Below are 20,557 nucleotides of genomic sequence, written 5' to 3'. Positions count from 1 at the left end.
TGAAGAAAGTTGGTTAAAATAACATGCCAAATCAAGATACTGTTTATAATGAACAGGGTAAAACAATGAACGCAAAGGAAAAAATGGTCCGTGGTTCCTTATGGATGACAATTGGTAATGTCTTCTCAAGACTATTAGGTGCGGCCTATATCATTCCTTGGTATGCCTGGATGGGTGAAAATGGGAATTTAGCAAATGCTTTATTTAATAAAGGTTATAATATTTATGCTTTATTTCTAATGATAGCAACAGCTGGTATTCCAGGAGCGATTGCTAAGCAAATTGCTTATTATAATTCCTTAAATGAATATGGTATTAGTAAGAAATTATTTAAGAGAACTATGATTATTATGGGAGGATTTGGTGTTCTCTGCTCGGCAATCATGTATATCATTGCCCCGATTTTAGCAGATGGGACTCCAGAATTAATACCTGTTATGCGAGCTTTAAGTGTCGCGATTTTAGTTTTTCCAATGATGAGTGTGATTCGTGGTTATTTCCAAGGTAATCAAGATATGATGCCATCAGCTGTCTCACAAATTGTAGAACAAATTGCTAGAGTCTTTTATATGTTACTGATGACCTTTATTATTATTAAAGTCATGGATGGTAGTTACGTGACAGCAGTAGTTCAGTCAACATTTGCTGCCTTTATCGGAATGATGGCTGCTTTTGCGGCTTTAATTTGGTTTTATATGAAGCAAAAACCAGAGATGGACAAATTAGTTGCTAGTAGTAATAATGAGGTTCACATATCAGCCAATAGTTTGATTAAAGAAATGATTTTACAAGCCATTCCATTTATTATTGTAGGATCAGCGATTACGTTATTTAAGTTAGTGGATCAATACACCTTTGAGCGGATTATGTCAGGCCTGACGAATTATTCGGATAAACAACTGGGATCTTTATTTAGTATTTTTAGTGCTAATCCTGATAAGCTTGTGATGATTATTATATCTTTAGCAACAGGGATGGCTATGACTAGTTTACCTTTAGTTACAGAAGCTTATACTAAGAAAGACACAGAAAGTTTATCTAAGCAAGTTAGTGAAAATATTCAGCTATTAATGCTTGTGATGGTACCTGCGACACTGGGTATGATTGTTCTTGCTAGACCAATGTATGCCTTGTTTTATGAACCAGATGCTCTAGGTGTGAGTGTATTAATAGAGGCTAGTTTTGTAGGACTTGTCATGGGATATTTCATTTTGATATCAACAACGCTTCAAGGGCTGTATAGAAATAAGGAAGCGATTGTTTTCCTTGGTATTGGTTTGCTTGTTAAACTTTTGATTCAATACCCAATGATTGCGATGTTTGAAACATATGGCCCACTGATTGCAACAGCTATCGGTCTTGGAGTATCAGCGATACTGATGACAAAAAGTGTCCATAATATTTCAAAATTTGATTATTCCCTAACAAGTAGACGTTTACTGCTAATTGCTATTCTTGGTCTGATAATGATGGCTTTAACATTTGTCACAAGAAATATGATGTACTTATTTTTAAATCCAGATCGTAAATTTCAAGCCTTTATTATTATAATGGTATCTGTGGCTATAGGGGTCGTCTCTTACGGTTACATGGTTCTAAAAATCAAATTAGCTGATAAATTAATCGGTCCTAAATCAGCGAAATTACGTCGCAAATTTAAAATAAAATAGCAAGGTTTAACACCTTGACTAAAGAAGAGGCTGACTTTTGTCAGTCTCTCTTTTTATAAGGAGTAAGGTAAATGCGTTTAGATAAATTTTTAAGTCATACAGGTTTTGGTAGTCGTAAAGAAGTCAAAGAGCTATTAAAGAAGAAGATATGCTTTGTTAACAAAGAGCTGATAAAAGATGGTAAGTTTAACATTAATCCAGAGGTAGATGAGGTTATCGTTTCAGGTGAGAAGATTACTTATTCTAAGTTTGTCTATTATATGTTAAATAAACCAAAAGGGGTGATTTCTGCCACAGTAGATGAGAGTCACAGAACAGTGATTGATTTGATTGATCAAAAAGATTTAGTGAAGGATTTATTTCCAGTAGGTAGACTGGATAAGGACACAACAGGTTTGCTGCTGCTAACTAATGACGGCAAACTAGCTCATGATTTGCTCTCACCAAAGAAAAAAGTGCCAAAAATTTACGAGGCGCTTGTTCAAGGTATGATTTCAGAAAATGATATCGCTCTATTTAAAGAAGGAAAAATCAAATTAGATGATGAGTTTTGCTTGCCAGCTAAGCTAACGGTGATAGAGATTAATGAAGAAGCAGAGACCAGTTTGGTTCACCTTACCGTTGTGGAAGGTAAATTTCATCAAGTCAAACGCATGATGCACTTTGTAGGTAAAGAAGTTCTAGAGTTAAATCGACTTGAGATGGCAGACTTAACTTTAGATAAGAATTTAAAAAGAGGTCAATATCGTCCGCTAAATGAAAAAGAGCTAAAAAACTTAGGTAAATAAGAAGAAAACTAGAATAATTAAAACTTTTATTACCTAAAAAAAAGAAAAAATGATATGATGAGTAAGAGATGAAAATAACAGGAGGGTAATGAAGCATGACAATTGATTGGAGAAAAGAAGTCGAAGCACGTAGAGAAGATTTGATGAAAGATTTATTTGATATATTAAGTATTCCAAGTGTGAGAGATGACTCACTTGCAACAGAAGATGCACCAGTTGGCCCAGGACCAAAAGATGCCCTATTACGATTCTTAGAAATTGGGGATAGAGATGGATTTACAACTAAAAATGTTGATAATATCGCAGGCCATATTGAATTTGGTTCAGGAGATGAAACATTAGGGGTATTTGGTCACGTTGATGTGGTACCAGTTGGCCCAGGTTGGGATACAGATCCCTTCACACCTGTAGAAAAAGACGGTAGAATTTATGCACGTGGGGCAAGTGATGACAAAGGCCCTACAATGGCAGCTTACTACGCACTAAAAATTATTAAAGAATTAGGTTTACCAGTTTCAAAACGCACTCGTGTTATCATCGGTACAGATGAAGAGAGTGAATGGAAATGTATGGACCATTACTTAGAAGTTGAAGAAACACCGGATTTTGGATTTTCACCAGATGCTAATTTCCCAATTATTAACGGTGAAAAAGGAAACACAACTATTCTTTTAGAAGTACCAGGTAAAAATGAAGGGACACTATGTTTAGTATCATTTAAATCAGGTATGCGTGCTAATATGGTACCAGAGTCAGCTGAGGCAGTTGTTGAAGTAAGTGGTGATGTGAACGAATTTGAAAAAGAGTTTGAAGAGTATCTAACAAGTGTTCCTGTCACGGGATCAATTGAAGTAGAAGGTTCAAATGCTACTATCCATGTTTATGGAAAAGCAGCTCACGGAGCTATGCCAGAAAAAGGAATTAATGCAGCAACTTATTTAGCTAATTTCTTAAGCTTTTATGACTTCTCAGGTCCTGCTAAGGATTTTGTGACGATTGTGGCAGACTTTATTCATGAAGATACGTTAGGTGAAAAATTTGGCGTGGCTCATACTGATGAGACAATGGGCGAGTTGACAATGAATGCTGGCGTATTTTCTTATGATATGAATCGTGATGATAATACTATTACATTAAACTTCCGTTATCCAAAAGGGTTAACAGAAGAAGATATATATGCTCGTATTACTGAGAAAGTTTCAGGAACATCTGCTAAAGTGATTCAAGAAGCTGGTGGAAAAGGTCCTCACTACGTGTCACCTGAAGATCCATTAGTTAAAACATTATTAGATGTTTACGAAGAGCAAACAGGATTTGAAGGACATGAACAAGTGATTGGTGGCGGAACATTTGGACGTTTGTTAGAGCGTGGTGTGGCGTATGGTGCGATGTTCCCAGATAGTATCGATACGATGCATCAAAAAAATGAATTTATTTCTGTGGATGATTTAATCAATGCCACAGTGATTTATGCAGATGCGATTTATCGTTTAATCAAATAGTCGTTTAGAATAGATAAAAATACCTTTTACTTAGTGATTTAGGCTAAGTAAAAGGTATTTTTTTGTCTACATAAGGAAAATTAGGTTATTTTAAGTAGTTAAGACACTTTTCTAACATGTCCATAACTATTGTGGATAAGTGTGGATAACTTTTAAATTGTTGGAAACAATAGAGAAAAATATGATAAGATTAGGCTTTCCTAATTTTTTTAAAATAGTAAAAAAGATCTGTTCGTGTGAACAAAACAGTCGATTTTCTGTGGGCAACCCTGTGGACAGTGTGAATAACTCCTATTTTTAGCATAAATTAGCTCTTCTTATGCTGTGGATAAATGTGTATAACTTTGAAATAGATATCCACAATTCATATTCTGTTCGTCAAGGAAGTTTAGCTGACAGGGTTGTGGATAAATATAGTTTTTCAGGAGTAGTGGCATATCGTTGTCATAGCAATGGAATAGTGAAAGGCAGTCATGGTTTTATGTCATTTCTATGATAAATTACAATAAAAAGGAGTTTTCATGATGAGTAAGCTGAGTGATTGTCAAATATTAGTTTTTCAAAATAAAATTCAAAAAAATTTTAATACAATTAATATTGAGAAAGAATTTTTACTACTTTACGGAGAAGTATCTGAAGCTTTTGAAATCTATAAGAAAAATGAGCTTAAGAAATTAGCTAAGGGAGTTAGCAGATATGGCTATTTATTAGGTTTATCAGAAATATTGAATATTGATTTAGATAAAGCAATAAAGTGGAAAATTGAGATAAATATGGGAAGAAAATATATTTATAATGATATGGTTATGCTAAGAAACTTAAAGATTAATAAGATATGAGAAACTAAAAAGCGCCCAGAGTTAACTCTGGGCGCTTTTTAGTTTCTAGGCTAGTATAATAGAAATGTTTAATTATCCAAAATACGTTGTAAAAATTCTTTTGTTCGGGCTTCTTTAGGGTGATTAAATAGTACTTCAGGAGGTGCTTCTTCAGCGACCACGCCTTTATCCATAAAGATAACTCTATCAGATACTTCTTCTGCAAATTTCATCTCGTGTGTCACAATGACCATTGTTAAGCCAGTTTCTGTTAACTGTCGCATGATTTTAAGTACTTCACCAACCATTTCAGGATCAAGAGCTGAAGTCGGCTCATCAAATAGCATTACCTCAGGATCCATGGAGATAGCACGAGCAATAGCCACACGCTGTTTTTGACCACCAGATAACTGGGTTGGTTTAGCATAGGCAAAATCTTTCATCCCTACTTTATCTAAGTTTTCAATGGCAATACGTTCTGCTTCTTCTTTTGAGCGGTTTAAGACTTTCATTTGACCTACCATACAATTACTTAGTACGTCATGATTTTCAAACAAATTGAATTGTTGAAACACCATCCCGACATGAGTACGAAATTTAGGTAAATTATAGCCTGGTGCGACAATATTGTCACCATTGTACAAAATTTCTCCTCCAGTTGGTGTTTCAAGTAAGTTGATGCAACGTAGAAGAGTCGATTTACCAGAACCTGAAGGGCCAATGATTGTGACGATTTCACCTTTATCAATATTAGCATCGATATCTTTTAAGACTTCCTTGTCACCGTAACTTTTTTGTAAATGTTTAATTTCGATTAAAGAACTCATTTTTCTTCCCCTTCTCTTTCTAGAATTGGTGTTTGTAGTTGATTAGCATATGGTGCGTAGTGACGTGTACCATCCATTTTTCTTTCCAAGTAACGTAGTATACGTGTCACGGTAAATGTCATAACAAAGTAGATGACACAAACGACAAAGAACGTATCAAAGAATCTGAAGTTACTACCGGCAACAGTTTTAGCTTGGAAGTATAACTCGGTTACAGCAATAACATTTAAGACTGAAGTATCTTTGATATTAATAACAAACTCATTCCCCATAGCAGGCAATATGTTTCTAAAGACTTGTGGAATCACGACATTTGTCATCGTTTGCCAGTGCGTCATCCCAATAGCAGAAGCTGCCTCAAATTGCCCTTTATCAACAGAGAAAATTCCTCCACGAACAATCTCTGTCATGTATGCCCCAGTATTAATGGATACAATAAATAGGGCAGCTCCTAATGGATTTAAATCTACGCCAAAAGCTTGAGATGATCCGTAGTAAATGACCATAGCTTGAACGATCATTGGTGTTCCTCTAAAAATTTCAATATAGATTGAGAAAAGGGCATTGACAATGTTATATAAAATACGATTGATACTTTTTGTAGCTTTTGGTATGGTTCTAAATAATCCAATACCTAGACCGATAAATGTTCCAACAATAGTTCCAACGAGTGAGATTAAAAGTGTCACACCTGCCCCTCTTAAGAACATTTGCCAGTTTTCTTTGACAATTTTGATTACCCAAACCTCATTAGTATCACCATCTGGCTGGCGGCTAATCGCAATATCCATCAAGTTATCTCTTTCAGCTTCACTAATACCAGCTAGTATTTCATTAACTTGTTCTATTTGAGGATTGCCTTTTTTCATTCCAATAGCTAAAGCAGTATCTTCTGGAGTTGTCTCAAATCCTTGCCCATCTTTAAAATCGATCATTTTAAAGTTAGGATTTAGTTGCTCAGCTGTAATTCCTTCAGGTTTTTCAGTAACATAACCATCAATTTTTCCTGACTCTAAAGCCACACGCATAGCAGGGAAGTCATCCATGGCAGTTTGTTTATTAACGCCGTTGATTTGATCGATCATATCATAATGTAAGGTATTTAATTGAGCGGTAATCTTAGCCCCTTTAAAGTCCTCTAAATTTTGTGCATCGGCAAAAGCCCCATCTTTTTTAACTAAGATGACTAAGTTAGATGTGTAATAAAAATCAGTGAAATCAATGGTTTTTTTACGTTCTTCAGTTGGAGACATACCGGCAATAATGGCATCTACTTTCCCAGATGTCACAGCAGGAGCCAGTCCATCCCATGTTGTTTTGAAGATAACTAGTTCTTTGCCTAAACCATCAGCAATTTTCTTAGCAATCTCAACATCATACCCACCAGCATATTCGTTTCCTCCCTGAATCTTGGCAGTTTCAAAGCTGTCATCTTGTTGAGTCCAGTTAAATGGGGGATAGCCTGCTTCCATACCTACTACAAAAGTATTGTCATCTTCAGCTAAAGATGTTGGTGTAACTAATAATGTTGTTAATAAAAATAATAAAAGTGCTGTCAATAGGTGTATCTGTCGTAATGATCTTTCTTGCATAATAATTTCTCCTTTTTTTATGAAATAAAAAAGCAACCTCATATATGAGGTTGCTTTTTAAAATGATGTATATCAAGTCATCAAATCATAGCTCACCTCAGTCATAACTGAGACAGTCTTATAGCTCTTAACTATAATCCCAATACGAAAAAGGTGAGGACCTGTTTCATATTTCGGCAATTATCCCTACGATTGGAGTCAAAGTATCCTCATACTCGGCCAATGTTAATGATAATTGCAACCTCTAGATTTATTCTATTTAGTTGTTTTTCTTATATGATGAATACTATAACATATAATGTTTTAAAAGTCATGAAAAATATTGAAAGAAATCAGTTTATTTCCTAAACTGCTTTTTTTGCTCAAAAGATTTTATAATTAAAAGATGATACAATGGAAGAAAGGAAGTGGATAATATGGAAGAAGCATTAGACATATTGAAGCAGGCAAAGCGGATTGTATTTATGACAGGTGCAGGTGTATCAGTTCCTTCCGGTATTCCAGATTACCGGTCTATGCTAGGTGTGTATCAGGGAATAAAAAATCCAGAGTATTTACTAAGTCACACATGTTTAAAAAGAGAACCTGAAAAGTTTTATGATTTTGTCAAAGAATTATATCATGAAGATGCCCAACCAAACGTGATACATAAAAAATGGCGGTGTTAGAAGAAGATAAGGATATCACGATTATTACACAAAACATTGATGATCTTCATATGAAAGCTGGCAGTACGAAAGTAATTCCGTTTCATGGGAGCCTATATGATTGCTACTGTCAAAAATGTCAGCAACCAGTGAGCGCTAAAGAGTATACGGTGAGTATGTATCATGATCAATGTGGTGGGATTATTCGTCCTGACGTTGTGTTATATGAAGAAGGACTAGATGAAGGAAATATTTACAAAAGTATAAAAGCTCTTGAAGCAGCTGAAGTGGTCTGTATTGTGGGGACAAGTTTTCAAGTCTATCCTTTTAGCGGTTTAATTCAATATAGAAATCCAAATAGTCAAATCATTGTGGTTAATAAGGATGCCATTAAGCTAAGTGAGCAACATACATTAGTTGATAAAGCAGCAGAAATATTTTTTAACCAGTTATAAGGAGTGGATGTATGTTAAGTGAAAAGCGTGGGATGATTGATGATATTGATAAAAAAATTGTGGCTCTACTAGAGAGGCGTTATAAGTGTGTTAGTGATATCAAAAAAATCAAACAAGCAGAAGGTATTTCTATTTTAGATTGTCAAAGAGAAGATGAAGTACTAGAAAAAGTACGTCAGGAAGTAGGGATGAAAGAATACGAACAAGCTATCGTAGAAACTTTTCAAGCAATGATGATGATCTCTAAATCTTACCAAAGAGCTAATAAATAGGTAAGTTAGGTATTATAAAATAGATCTATTTTTATCGGTTTTTAAATTCTTGTGTGAGATAAGTCATTAAGGTAGCTAAGATGATGTCATCAAGTGACTCATCTTTTCTATCTTGATTAGCTAAATCAAATAGAATATCCTCAGTTGGAAAATAGACCCAATCATCTAAGTAGGTACAGACTAAGCTGATACGTGGGCGTCTTACCCCAAATTGAAATAAAAAGTCATCTGAAAATAGTAGAAAGTCTTGTTGGCTATCAGTAGAGATATTAGGTGTGACTAGATTCCTAAATTCAGTGCGGTAAATTGTAATCTCTTTTTCATAAATCCCTTTTAAAATTAATTCTTTTGTTTTTTTACGATAGATATTTACAGCTTTTTCATAACCTTCTTGATAACCTTTTTTATAATCTGTTTGGTTATTAGCTTCTTTTTTTTCTTGAATGATGTTGGTAATACTCTCTTGGGGAATTCTCCAACCTTCTTTTTTAGATTGAATACTGGCACCAGGGATTTTACCAGCTCTTAACCACCGGCGAAGTGTTTCAATATTTGTCATGACATGATCAGCAAGTAATTGCTCAAAAGCTTCTTGAACGGTTAACATGATAGGCTCACTCTTTTCACTTTATTATTAAGTCTATCTTATCATTAAATCTCAACTTTTAATACTATAAGTGTTGTATTAAAAAACACATAAATCTAAACAGATTTATGTGTTTTTTTAATTTAGAAAATAACAACAGGTACACCAGTGTCAATCATATCAAATAATTTACCACAAACATCAGGTGGTGTATTAATACAGCCATGAGATCCTACTGTTTTAAATGAATCACCGCCATAAGCTGAGGCACTTTGCCAAGGGGAGTCGTGAATTCCTACTCCAGTCCAATCTACTGGCATCCAGTAATCAACAGGACTAGCATAATCTTCCCCACGCAATATTTCATTTCTAGCTTTATTCCAAACATAGAAAACTCCAGGAGGTGTCGGTGTACTTGGTTTTCCTGTGATAACCGGCGTTTCAAGTGCCACTTTACCATCCTTGTAATACCACATGTGTTGTGCCTCTAAATCAACCTCAATATAAGTATCTGAGAGTAGCTGATTGGCAGGAGAAGCACTTCCTTGAAAGGCTGGGACACGACCACTGAAATCTTCCCCAGCTAAAATCAACTCAGTTAATTGTTCTGTTTCTGAATCTGTTGCAATTGTCCAACTATAAGCTCCAGCTGGGACGTTTACTTCCCCGCGTTTAGTACTTTTAAATGATGTTTCGTTAGTACTTGTGTTATATGTGGCACCCAAATCTTCGACATAAGCACGAACTAAGTCTTGCTTAAGTGCAGCATTCCCATCTTCTGTTGTGACCCATGAAGCGATAGTCTCTTGAGGAATGACAACTTCCTCACCATTAATGGTATAAGAGGCATTAATTTTTGAAATTTTATTAATGGCTTCTAATTCTTGGTTTAACTCAGGGTTACTGGCAACAACTTCTGGTTTTTGTAAGTAGTCGTTAAGCTGAATAGTCATAATACCTGATTTTATATCCTTATCTAAGGATTTTATAAAAGCATCAATATTGATATTATCACCTTGGACTTCATCATGAATTTTAAATTCACCATCAACATGTTCAATATAGGCACTCTTAGTCTGTGTGCGTTTTTTATTAAGTTCAGTTAATTCCTTTTTGATGATATCTGTTTGTTTGGCAACATCTTTTTCATTGTAACTAGTCAACTCAACAGGAACATCTGAGGGTTTTGATACATAGGACATAAACCACAACCATGGATTTTGTTTAGCCATTGCATGATCTACTGTTGACGTTGTGTCATACTCAATACCAAGTGCTTTTTTTGGAATAGATTTCCAAGTAGTTTCTTTATCTTTGATTTCAAAATTATCTTGATGTAGCTCTTTTTCTAACTTTTTATCAGCTTCTTGCTTGGTTAAATCACCAACATTAATTTGACCGATTGTTGTATTTTTTAAAAATTTTTGTTGGTATTTAATCGCTTGGTAAGAATAAACGGCAACAATGACAAGCAAAATGGCTAAAGATAAGTTAAGCCATACTCTTTTTTTCATTGAATAACTCCTTTTTTCTAAAATTGTAACAAAATTGTAACATAACCTTAATCTAAACACAACATTCTTATTTAGATATATTTTACGCAAAAAAAGAGATGAACATTCTCTTTTTTCTAATTATTAAACTCATCAAAAGCATCTTGCATAATATCTTTTAGTCTGTTGGCAGAATAAGCAAACTTTTCTTGTTCGGCATCTGTTAGTGGGATTTCAATGACTTGGTTAACTCCTTGACGATTAATGACAGCTGGAGCTCCGATATAAATATCATCTAAATCATATTGACCATCTAAGTAAATAGATAAAGGCAAAACAGCATTTTCATCGTTTAAGATAGCCTTAGTGATTCTAGCAAGTGACACGGCAATTCCGTAGAAAGTTGCGCCTTTTTTATCAATGATTGTATAGGCTGCATCTCTAACTTTGAAAAAGATGTTAACTAACTCCTCCTCATCAATTTCTGGGTGATCTTTGACCCATTCATAAATTTGAAGGCCTGCAATGTTAGCATGAGACCAAACAGGAAACTCAGTGTCCCCGTGCTCACCTAAAATGTAACCATGGACATTTCTAGCATCAACCCCTACAAGTTCAGCAATGGTTTGTCTAAATCTAGCTGAATCAAGGGACGTTCCACTGCCTATTACTTTATGATGTGGAAACCCTGAAAATTTCCATGTGGCATAAGTTAGAATATCTACTGGATTAGTAGCAATTAAGAATATACCATTAAACCCAGAGGCTACCACATTATCAACGATATTTTTAAAGATTTTTAGATTTTTATTGACCAGGTCAAGTCTTGTTTCACCAGGTTTTTGAGCAGCCCCTGCAGTGATAACAACAATATCTGCATCATGACAGTCATTATAGGTTGCAGCATAAATCTTTTTTGGTGAAGTAAAGGCTAATGCGTGAGATAGATCAAGAGCATCTCCTTGAGCCTTATCTACGTTAATATCAATAATCCCGATTTCTTGGGCGATATTTTGAGTTACAAGAGCAAAGGTGTAGCTTGATCCAACAGCACCATTTCCAATAACGATGATTTTTTGATGATCTGTTCCTACCATAATATGCACTCCTTTTTTGTTTGTATGAATTCAGTATACCACCATAGGTAAGAAAAGTATGTTAGACTGCTCACTTCTACAGTTTTTGATCCGTATTAGGTATCACAAGTGATACACAGGCTCCTGTGTTTGTATTACTTAATTTTAAAGAGCCACGGTGAAGGTTGGCTACATGGCTGACAAAAGCTAAGCCAATACCGTAATGTTGGTTTCGACTTTTATCTTGTTGCCAAAACATATTAGTAGCATGAGTTAGTGCTTCTTTTGAAAAACCAACGCCTTCATCGCTAACGGTGAAGGTTGTTTGATTATTATCTTGAGTAATAGTAAAAGAAACCATCCCTAAGGAAGTATGTCTGATTGCATTCTCCCCAATATTAATTAGTGCTCTTGTTAAAAGAGAATCAAAACATTTAACCGTTTTTTGTGGATGGTAATTATAATTCAGGGTAATTTCTTTAGAGTAAACTAGAGGGGATAGGGACTGGTTAACGTCTTCGACAATTTGTTGTAAGGTTATGTCAATTTTTTCTTGGTTGAAATCTTCTTCTTGATTAGTTTTTTGTAAGACATCTACATATGATTTGGTTCTAATAGCTGCATGGTATATGCCTCTAAGTAAGTCTTGTTGCTCTAATGTGATGTCATCTTCTAATAATAATTCAGTGTTACTTAAAATGGCTGTTAAAGGTGTTTTAATATCGTGAGATAGTGAGGCGATATCTTTTTTCGCTGTTCTTGTGTGTTCCATTCTTTTGATAGAGAACTTTTTAATGATTGTCGTAATTCCTCCATAGCATGCAAGGAAGTATTAAATTTCTTGATTCTCGTTTCAGTGGAAATAGGTGTAGCTAAATCTTGGCTAGCAATTTTGATTAAAGCCACTTGTTGTTGAATTTTTTTGTTTGAGTGATGGATGAATAAGACTAAAAACACCAATAAAGTTATTAAAGTTCCAAACAGCATCACAAGACCTGGGTGTGGGATAATTGTTCTTAATATAGGATTAGTCAATTGTGTTTTATATCCCCAAGTAATCAAAATAACCTCTTCATTTTTTAGAGGTAGAAACATACCATTTTGGTAATTTTTTTGATTATCATTGTATTTTTTTAATACATGCTCAATCTGTCTTTCACCTAGTGAAGAATCTAAAACAGTCTTGTTTTTATTAAAGTGAATATACTCATAAAATTGAGGATTAAGGTTTGGAGGCAGTGTGTGTTGTTCCTTAATGTCTTTTATATCTGTAGCTGCTTCAATTTCCCCCGTATTAGCTGGGCTTAAAACATTTGTAGATAACATGATAAACATGATTGTAATTGATACGAACAAAATAATCATAATACCTAAAGTAATTTTAATTAATAGACTGATAATATAGCGATTTAGACTAATTGATTTTCTTTTTTCCAACGGTAACCAATCCCCCAAACGGTTTCTATTGGGTCTAGATGATAGCCCCTAATTTTTTGTCGAATATTTTTAATATGTTCTGTAATTACTGTTTCATTTGAATTGCCGTCATAGCCTAATTTACCACCGGCAATAATGCCGATATGATCGGCTATTTGCTCGATTTCAGACAAAATATGACTAGAGATGATAACGGTAATCCCTTGATTTTTAAAGGATTTAATTAATTCACGTAATTCTTGAATACCTAGAGGATCTAAGCCATTTGCTGGCTCATCTAAGATAAGTAGGGAAGGCTCGTTAATTAGTGCTAAGGCAATCCCAAGTCGTTGTTTCATTCCTAGAGAAAAATGCTTCACCTTTTTATGTTTAGTATCAGTTAGGTTAACTATTTGTAATACTTCTGAAATTCTAGATTTATCAATTTCTAAAGCCGTAGTTCGAACTAGTAAATTATCATAGGCTGATAACTGAGGGTATAGTGGTGGGTTTTCAATCAGAGCCCCAATACTTAATAAGTCTTCGCGCCTCCAAGGTTTTCCTTGAAAGAAAATCTCACCAGAAGTCGGGCGGATAATCCCTGTTAGCATTTTTAGTGTGGTAGATTTGCCAGCTCCATTAGCTCCTAGTAAGCCGTAAACTTTATTTTTTGGAATTGCTAAGTTCAAATCATTGACGGCAGGTGTTCCGTGATATACTTTGGTTAAGTTACTTGTTGTGATAATATAATTTGTCATAAGATGACCTCCATGTCTTAGTTGTTACATAGAGTATAAGAAATAATTATCAGAAATTTATCAGAATACCTGATCAAAATAAAAATAGTTACTAAAAGGCTTAGATCTAGGAACTGGCTAGTGACGTGAGGTATGATACAATAGGAAAAATAAAACTGTTTATAGATAGTTTGAAGAAATAATCATACAGGAGTGTATATAGATGAAATTAATTATTGGCCTAGGAAACCCTGGAGCAAAATACCGTGCTACAAAGCATAATATTGGCTTTATTACTTTGGATGAAATTGCTTATCAAGAAAAAATTAAATTTAATAAAACACAATTTGAGGCAGAAACAGCTGAGTTTTTTTGTAATGGAGAAAAAGTATTACTAGTTAAACCACAAACTTTTATGAATGAATCAGGGCGTTCAGTAGCACCTTTAATGAAGTATTATAACGTTAAAATAGAAGATATTTTAGTTATTTATGATGACCTAGATTTACCTGTAGGGCGTATTCGCTTGCGTGCTCAAGGTAGTGCTGGTGGGCATAATGGTATTAAGAGTCTGATAGCTCACCTGGGAACAAAAGATTTTAACCGAATTCGTATTGGAATTGATAGACCAAGAAAAGGTGTGGAAGTGGTGACTCATGTGTTAAGTGATTTTCCTAAAAGTACTCACGATGATATGCTTAATGCAACTCAAGAAGCTAGCAAAGCGAGTCTTTACTGGGCGAGTGGTCATGATTTTGTAGACACAATGACTCACTTCAATAGTAAGAAGTAAGGAGGGATGAGACGTGTACCTCAATCAAGGATTAGTCAAAAGAGTTAATCAAGATAAGAGTGTTATATCTTGGTTAGAAAAGCTAGACACAGATAAATCACAACTAATAACTGGTCTTTCAGGATCAGCTAAAAGTATTGTCATGGCAACAACATTACAAAGAGGTCATAAAACCATTATTGTGACTCCAAATTTGTATTATGCCAATAAAGTGATCGATGATTTACAAAAAATTGTCGAAGAAGATTATCTACATTTTTTTCCTGTAGATGAAGTAGCAGCAGTCGAGTTATCATTCTCCTCACCTGAGGCGATTGCTGATAGAATTGATAGTTTGATGTTTTTATCAAACAAAGAGCCAGGGGTATTAGTCTTACCTCTAGCAGGTTTCAGAAGATTTTTACCCTCTCCTAAGTTGTGGCAAGATAGCCTATTGTCTCTAGAAACGGGAGAGACGATAGAGGTAGCCAAGTTACCAGAGAAGCTCGTCTTTCTTGGATATCAAAGAGAGCAAAAAATCGGTAAACCAGGAGAGTTTAGTATAAGGGGAAGTATTATTGATATATACCCACTGACAAATGAATACCCAGTCCGAATTGATTTATTTGACGATGAAATAGATTCAATTCGTCTTTTTGACGTGGAGACACAGCGCTCAAAAGATACGGTTAAAGGTATTGTTATACCACCTGCTACTGATCAAATTTTAACTCAAAGTGAACTCTCAACAGGATCAGAGATAATTGATATTAAGTTGACAGATATCATTAATGGTATGAGCCCTGGAGAAGAGAAGGATCACTTACAAGCTTATAGGGACTATACTATTTCACAGTGGCAAGCAGGTGAGAGGACTGATGATTTACCTCAATATATGGATTTGTTTTATCAAGATAAACATTTTATAACAGATTATTTGTCTGAAAGAGATATCCTACTGATTGATGATTATAGCCGAATGATGGAATCCGAGCGGGAGTTACTAAGAGAAGAAGGGGAATGGTTGACAGGAAAATTAGTTGAAAATCAAATTTTAGCTGATTTAACTTTAGGTGGGGATTTTAGACAAATACTAAAAAAAGCTCCCCAACACAAAACTTACTTTTCTCTTTTTCAAAAAGGTATGGGAAATTTAAAGTTTCAAAGTATTCATCCTTTTGAGTATCGTGGGATGCAACAATTTTTCGGACAACTTCCTTTACTTAAAGTTGAAATAACTCGTTGGATTAAGCAAGGTGCTACGGTATTAATCTTAGTTGAAGATGAGCACCGAACTCGTAAAATTGAGAGTTTGTTTATTGATGAGGGGATTCCTGTTGTTGTTAATGATACCAATACTTTGATTACTGGGCGCACGCAAATTCAAGTAGGTTCTTTAGAGTCAGGGTTTGAATTGCCTAGTGACGGGCTAGTTGTTATTTTAGAAAAAGAAATTCTACATACAAAAAGCAAACGTAAAGCCAGAAAACAAACTATCTCAAACGCTGAAAGACTGAAAAGCTACAATGAGCTAAGTCCTGGAGATTACGTGGTTCATGAAAATCATGGTATTGGTAAGTATATTGGAATGGAAACCTTACTTAGTGGTGGTGTTCACCAAGATTATATGACGATTTTATATCAAAATAATGATAAATTATTTATTCCCGTGACACAACTTGACCTGATTCAAAAATATGTCGCCTCAGAATCAAAGACACCACGAATTAATAAATTAGGTGGATCAGAGTGGACTAAAACAAAACAAAAAGTATCAGCAAAAGTTGAAGACATTGCAGATGATTTGATCCAATTATACGCTGAGCGTGAGGCAGAAAAAGGATATGCCTTCTCAGTAGATGATGATTATCAGCAAGAATTTGAGGACTCATTTCCTTATTCAGAGACAGACGATCAACTAAGAAGTATTCAAGAGTTGAAAAAAGACATGGAAAAAGATCGTCCAATGGATAGATTGCTAGTTGGAGATGTCGGATATGGTAAAACGGAGGTAGCTATTAGGGCAGCTTTTAAAGCTGTTAGAGATGGTAAGCAAGTAGCCTTTTTAGTTCCAACAACCATTTTAGCTCAACAGCATTATGAAACAATGGTAGACCGGTTTAAAAACTTTCCTGTAAACGTGGGGGTGTTAAGTCGTTTTAGAACGAAGAAGCAACAAGAAGAGACTTTAGAAGGACTTAAAAAAGGACAAATTGATATTGTGGTTGGAACACACCGTATTTTATCAAAAGATGTGGTCTTTATGGATTTAGGTTTACTAATTATTGATGAGGAACAACGTTTTGGTGTCAAACATAAAGAACGACTAAAACAACTACGCTCTCAAGTCGATGTACTAACGCTAACTGCAACTCCCATTCCAAGAACCTTACATATGTCTATGCTAGGAGTAAGAGACTTATCCGTCATTGAAACCCCGCCAGCTAACCGTTATCCTGTACAAACTTATGTGATGGAAAAAAATCCAGGAGCTATTCGTGAAGCGAGTGAAAGGGAGATTGCTCGGGGAGGCCAAATTTTTTATTTACATAATAGGGTAGATACGATTGAACAAAAGGTAGACGAATTGAAAGCTCTGATTCCAGATGCTAGAGTGTCTTATGCCCATGGTCAGATGACAGAAGTCCAGCTAGAGAATGTCTTACTTGAATTCATCAATGGTGAGTATGATATTTTAGTGACAACAACGATTATTGAAACAGGAGTAGATATTCCTAATGTCAATACCTTATTTGTAGAAAATGCAGATCATATGGGCTTGTCTCAGTTGTATCAATTACGAGGTAGGGTTGGTCGTAGTAACCGGATTGCCTATGCTTATTTCATGTATGAACCAATGAAGGTGTTAAACGAAGTGAGCGAGAAGCGACTCCAAGCGATTAAAGATTTTACAGAATTAGGCTCTGGATTTAAAATTGCTATGCGAGATTTATCCATTCGTGGTGCTGGTAATTTACTCGGAGCTCAGCAACACGGCTTTATTGATTCAGTTGGTTTTGATATGTATACACATATGCTAACAGAAGCCGTTAAACGCAAACAAGGCATCAAACAACAAGATGCTAAGACAGTAGCAGAGATTGATTTAGGTATTGATGCTTATATTCCAGTTGACTACATTGAAGATGAGCGTCAAAAAATTGAGATTTATAAACGGATTCGTCAAATTGAGACACAAGAGATGCATGATGAAATTGATGAGGACTTGATTGATCGTTTCGGTGAGTACCCTGATGAGGTAGCAAATCTCTTAACAGTTGGTTTAATTAAGGCTAATGCTGATTATGCTTTAGTTGAAAAAATTCACTGTGTCCAAGATAAGTTGATCATTGATTTAAGTAAACAAGGTCAATCTACTTACACCATGGAGCAAATTTTTAGAGCTTTATCTGCGACAAACTTAAAAGCTTCTATAAATACTGATGATGGATTGTCTGTGGTATTGACTGTACCAAAACAAATGAATGTGGGAACATGGCTACATGAAGTATCAGAGTTTATTTTTTCCTTAAGACAAGAGCGTTACACAAAGCTTACTAAAGAGGAAACACCTCATGAATAAGTTACAGATGGAGAAAAAATTATTAAAGGGAACGATGATTTTAACAGCGACTTCTTTTATAGTGAAACTCTTAAGTGCTATCTACCGAGTCCCTTTTCAAAATCTTGTTGGTGATGAAGGGTTTTATGTTTATCAACAAGTCTACCCTATATACGGAATAGCCATGACTTTGGCTTTATCTGGTATGCCCATTTATTTGTCAAAATTATTAGCTAGTGAAACCTTACCAGGTGAGAAACTAGATGTATTAAAACAATTTTTTTGGTATTTAAGTGTTTTTTCTATTAGTTTATTTGCTCTATTATTTTTTGGAGCTAAACAAGTGGCGATGTTAATGGGGGATGTACAATTGACGCCGTTGATTCAAGTGGTGTCTATTGTCTTTTTATTTGTTCCCTTCCTCTCAACAACTAGAGGTTATTTTCAAGGTGAATTAAACATGATACCAACAGCTACCTCTCAATTAGTTGAACAAGGTATTCGGGTGACGGTGATTTTATTTGGTGGGTATTTGTTTACGACTAAATCTTTAACAGTCTACCAAGTTGGAAGTATGGCAACGAGTGGAGCGATTATTGGTGGTTTTTGTGCATCTTTTGTTTTACTTTATTATGTTAGAAAACAAATAAGTTTCTCCCAAGTACTTACTCGTCCTAAGCTGACACAACCTGATTTATTAAAACGGATGATCATTGAAGGTGGTACTTTATGTTTGTTTAGTGCCTACTTAGTAGTATTTCAGTTAATTGATTCATTTACTGTCAAAAAATATTTAGTTTATCAAGGCATGCCAGATTTGGCAGCAAAAATTGCTAAAGGGGTATTTGATAGAGGCCAACCCTTAGTTCAACTTGGTTTAGTCGTAGCAGTCTCCATGACAGCTACCTTTATGCCAACATTAACTCATTATTTTTCAAATAGAGAAAAAAGTGCTTATTATCAAACAGTAACTTCCTATATTAGGGTCTCATTAACCATTGCTTTAGCAGCTGGAGTGGGGTTGTCGTTACTTATGCCTTTTATTAATACAACCCTGTTTAGTGATAATCAAGGAAGTTTAACGCTATCTTTATTTGTTTTATCTGTTACTTTAGTCTCCATGATTCAAACTTATCAAACGATCTACCAAAGTCAAAATAGAGTAAAATATCAGTTGTTAGCTGCTTTATTTGGTTTATTATTAAAGATGGTGTTGACACCTGTCCTAACATTTTATTTTGGAACAGTTGGTTCAAGTTTTAGTACCTTGCTGAGTTTAGTTGGCTGTCTAATTATTTTGCATCACTTTTTAAACCGGGGGAAAGAGAAATTACAAGTGGGGCGTGTCTTTTTACTGAAATTAACAGGTAGTATTCTAGTGATGGTATTTGGGATCTTGCTTTATCGTGTTGGTGTGAGTTACGTGCTAAGAACTGATACTCACCGTCTATTATCTTTAATGATCACCTTACTTGGTGTTGTTATCGGTTTTATATTATATTTACTTTGCCTAATTAAGTGTAAAATATTTAACGAAGATGAGTGGAATATGTTACCATTTGGACATAAGATTATAAATAAGTTTTATAAGAAAGAGGGATAATTATGCGTTTAGATAAATATTTAAAAGTGTCGCGTATTATTAAAAGAAGATCTGTGGCAAAAGAAGTAGCAGATAAGGGGCGTATTCAAGTTAATAATAAGCTAGCCAAATCATCAACTGATGTTAAAGCAGGAGATATTATTACGATTATGTTTGGAAATAAAATATTAGAAGTAAAAGTGACAGAGCTAAGAGACACAACGAAAAAAGATGAAGCAAAAGATTTATATGAAATCTTGAGTGAAAAACGTGTTGATAGCGCAGAAACTCCGTAATTGTATTAGACAAGCCCACAATGAGTTGGTATAATGATGGTGTTCATAGAAAAAGAATGGGAGTCCATCGTGGAATGAAAGACAAACAAAAAATTATTGCGATTGAAAATCGCGAAGAACAGACACCGTCTGGCTTAGAAAAAACTAAACGTCAACAAAAACAGATTATTTTTAGACGTCGTCGCTTAACGATTATGTTTATTGTAGCTTTTGCTTTGTTCACATTCATGGGAGTTAGCCTATTTCGTAACGGACAACATCTTTTGAAATTACAAGACACTAAACAAGAAGTTAAACAAGAATTTGAAGCCGCTAAGGTGCAAAAGAAAGATTTAACTGATGAAGTGACTTTATTAAATGATAAAGAATATGTTGAAAAAATTGCACGTGCGAAGTACTTTTATTCAAAAGAAGACGAGCAAGTGTATAGTGTACCTGAATTAAATGGTACCAAGAAAAATTAGAT

General features: G+C 34.8%; 18 protein-coding genes, 1 pseudogene and 1 riboswitch. Of the genes and pseudogenes, 11 read left to right on the top strand and 8 right to left on the bottom strand.

The genetic code is table 11. From position 1 onward, the window contains the following. Positions 1 to 23 precede the first annotated feature (23 nt). The 4 genes from VSF34_RS09655 to VSF34_RS09640 all read left to right on the top strand — a co-directional run bounded on the left by VSF34_RS09655 (position 24) and on the right by VSF34_RS09640 (position 4,799). Positions 24 to 1,670, top strand: coding sequence for a putative polysaccharide biosynthesis protein (locus VSF34_RS09655; RefSeq protein WP_326717084.1), 1,647 nt, complete (start codon positions 24 to 26; stop codon positions 1,668 to 1,670). 71 nt (positions 1,671 to 1,741) lie between these two features. Further along, positions 1,742 to 2,458 carry a pseudouridine synthase gene (locus VSF34_RS09650; RefSeq protein WP_326717083.1) on the top strand — a complete coding sequence of 239 codons (717 nt, stop codon included), beginning with the start codon at positions 1,742 to 1,744 and terminating at the stop codon, positions 2,456 to 2,458. 95 nt (positions 2,459 to 2,553) lie between these two features. Beyond that, a complete protein-coding gene (gene pepV / locus VSF34_RS09645) occupies positions 2,554 to 3,960 on the top strand; it encodes a dipeptidase PepV (RefSeq protein ID WP_326717082.1) in 1,407 nt (468 codons plus the stop codon). A gap of 524 nt (positions 3,961 to 4,484) precedes the next feature. Further along, positions 4,485 to 4,799 (top strand): nucleoside triphosphate pyrophosphohydrolase family protein, encoded by a 315-nt coding sequence (locus VSF34_RS09640; RefSeq protein ID WP_326717081.1) that lies wholly within the window; start codon positions 4,485 to 4,487, stop codon positions 4,797 to 4,799. 68 nt (positions 4,800 to 4,867) lie between these two features. On the opposite strand, the gene VSF34_RS09635 is transcribed toward VSF34_RS09640, so the two are convergent. Together VSF34_RS09635 and VSF34_RS09630 are read right to left on the bottom strand one after the other, a co-directional pair. Continuing rightward, a complete protein-coding gene (locus tag VSF34_RS09635; protein ID WP_326717080.1) occupies positions 4,868 to 5,605 on the bottom strand; it encodes an amino acid ABC transporter ATP-binding protein in 738 nt (245 codons plus the stop codon). Then, positions 5,602 to 7,197 carry an ABC transporter permease subunit gene (locus tag VSF34_RS09630; protein WP_326717079.1) on the bottom strand — a complete coding sequence of 532 codons (1,596 nt, stop codon included), beginning with the start codon at positions 7,195 to 7,197 and terminating at the stop codon, positions 5,602 to 5,604. The genes VSF34_RS09635 and VSF34_RS09630 overlap by 4 nt, the downstream gene beginning before the upstream one ends. An 80-nt stretch (positions 7,198 to 7,277) precedes the next feature. Next, positions 7,278 to 7,452: riboswitch (Lysine riboswitch) on the bottom strand. A 161-nt stretch (positions 7,453 to 7,613) separates the two neighbouring features. Between VSF34_RS09630 and VSF34_RS09620 the strand changes: the two are divergent. Continuing rightward, a pseudogene (locus VSF34_RS09620) lies at positions 7,614 to 8,299 on the top strand (NAD-dependent protein deacylase). Between the two features lie 11 nt (positions 8,300 to 8,310). Further along, positions 8,311 to 8,571 carry a chorismate mutase gene (locus VSF34_RS09615; protein ID WP_326717076.1) on the top strand — a complete coding sequence of 87 codons (261 nt, stop codon included), beginning with the start codon at positions 8,311 to 8,313 and terminating at the stop codon, positions 8,569 to 8,571. Between the two features lie 31 nt (positions 8,572 to 8,602). Here VSF34_RS09615 and VSF34_RS09610 read toward each other — a convergent pair whose 3' ends face one another. From VSF34_RS09610 to VSF34_RS09585, 6 genes are all read right to left on the bottom strand, one after another. Then, positions 8,603 to 9,178, bottom strand: a complete 576-nt coding sequence (locus VSF34_RS09610; RefSeq protein ID WP_326717075.1) for a helix-turn-helix domain-containing protein — start codon at positions 9,176 to 9,178, stop codon at positions 8,603 to 8,605. Between the two features lie 122 nt (positions 9,179 to 9,300). Then, on the bottom strand, positions 9,301 to 10,671 hold the full coding sequence (locus VSF34_RS09605; protein ID WP_326717074.1) for a L,D-transpeptidase family protein: 1,371 nt from the start codon (positions 10,669 to 10,671) through the stop codon (positions 9,301 to 9,303). A gap of 116 nt (positions 10,672 to 10,787) precedes the next feature. Then, positions 10,788 to 11,747, bottom strand: coding sequence for an L-lactate dehydrogenase (locus VSF34_RS09600; RefSeq protein WP_326717073.1), 960 nt, complete (start codon positions 11,745 to 11,747; stop codon positions 10,788 to 10,790). A 76-nt stretch (positions 11,748 to 11,823) separates the two neighbouring features. After that, on the bottom strand, positions 11,824 to 12,498 hold the full coding sequence (locus VSF34_RS09595) for a sensor histidine kinase (protein ID WP_326717072.1): 675 nt from the start codon (positions 12,496 to 12,498) through the stop codon (positions 11,824 to 11,826). Next, positions 12,432 to 13,052 carry a hypothetical protein gene (locus VSF34_RS09590; protein WP_326717071.1) on the bottom strand — a complete coding sequence of 207 codons (621 nt, stop codon included), beginning with the start codon at positions 13,050 to 13,052 and terminating at the stop codon, positions 12,432 to 12,434. Before VSF34_RS09590 ends, VSF34_RS09595 begins: the two co-directional genes overlap by 67 nt. Positions 13,053 to 13,135: 83 nt before the next feature. Further along, positions 13,136 to 13,900, bottom strand: coding sequence for a lantibiotic protection ABC transporter ATP-binding subunit (locus VSF34_RS09585; RefSeq protein ID WP_326717070.1), 765 nt, complete (start codon positions 13,898 to 13,900; stop codon positions 13,136 to 13,138). A 202-nt stretch (positions 13,901 to 14,102) separates the two neighbouring features. Here VSF34_RS09585 and pth point away from each other — a divergent pair, with 202 nt between their 5' ends. Genes pth through VSF34_RS09560 form a run of 5 tightly spaced genes read left to right on the top strand, consistent with a single transcriptional unit; the run spans position 14,103 to position 20,555 of the window. Next, entirely contained in the window at positions 14,103 to 14,672 is a 570-nt protein-coding gene (pth, locus tag VSF34_RS09580) for an aminoacyl-tRNA hydrolase (protein ID WP_326717069.1), read from the top strand. A gap of 13 nt (positions 14,673 to 14,685) precedes the next feature. After that, positions 14,686 to 18,234 (top strand): transcription-repair coupling factor, encoded by a 3,549-nt coding sequence (mfd, locus tag VSF34_RS09575; protein ID WP_370659256.1) that lies wholly within the window; start codon positions 14,686 to 14,688, stop codon positions 18,232 to 18,234. Then, positions 18,227 to 19,816 carry a putative polysaccharide biosynthesis protein gene (locus tag VSF34_RS09570; protein WP_326717068.1) on the top strand — a complete coding sequence of 530 codons (1,590 nt, stop codon included), beginning with the start codon at positions 18,227 to 18,229 and terminating at the stop codon, positions 19,814 to 19,816. The genes mfd and VSF34_RS09570 overlap by 8 nt, the downstream gene beginning before the upstream one ends. A gap of 2 nt (positions 19,817 to 19,818) precedes the next feature. Beyond that, positions 19,819 to 20,091: an RNA-binding S4 domain-containing protein gene (locus tag VSF34_RS09565; protein ID WP_326717067.1), complete on the top strand. Its 273-nt coding sequence runs from the start codon at positions 19,819 to 19,821 to the stop codon at positions 20,089 to 20,091. Positions 20,092 to 20,111: 20 nt separating this feature from the next. Next, positions 20,112 to 20,555, top strand: coding sequence for an FtsB family cell division protein (locus tag VSF34_RS09560; protein ID WP_326717066.1), 444 nt, complete (start codon positions 20,112 to 20,114; stop codon positions 20,553 to 20,555). Positions 20,556 to 20,557 lie beyond the last annotated feature (2 nt).

This window comes from Vagococcus jeotgali (assembly GCF_035918315.1).
Lineage (GTDB): Bacteria > Bacillota > Bacilli > Lactobacillales > Vagococcaceae > Vagococcus > Vagococcus jeotgali.
Note: the sequence above shows the minus strand (reverse complement) of the source record. Positions and strands in the feature narration are given on the sequence as shown.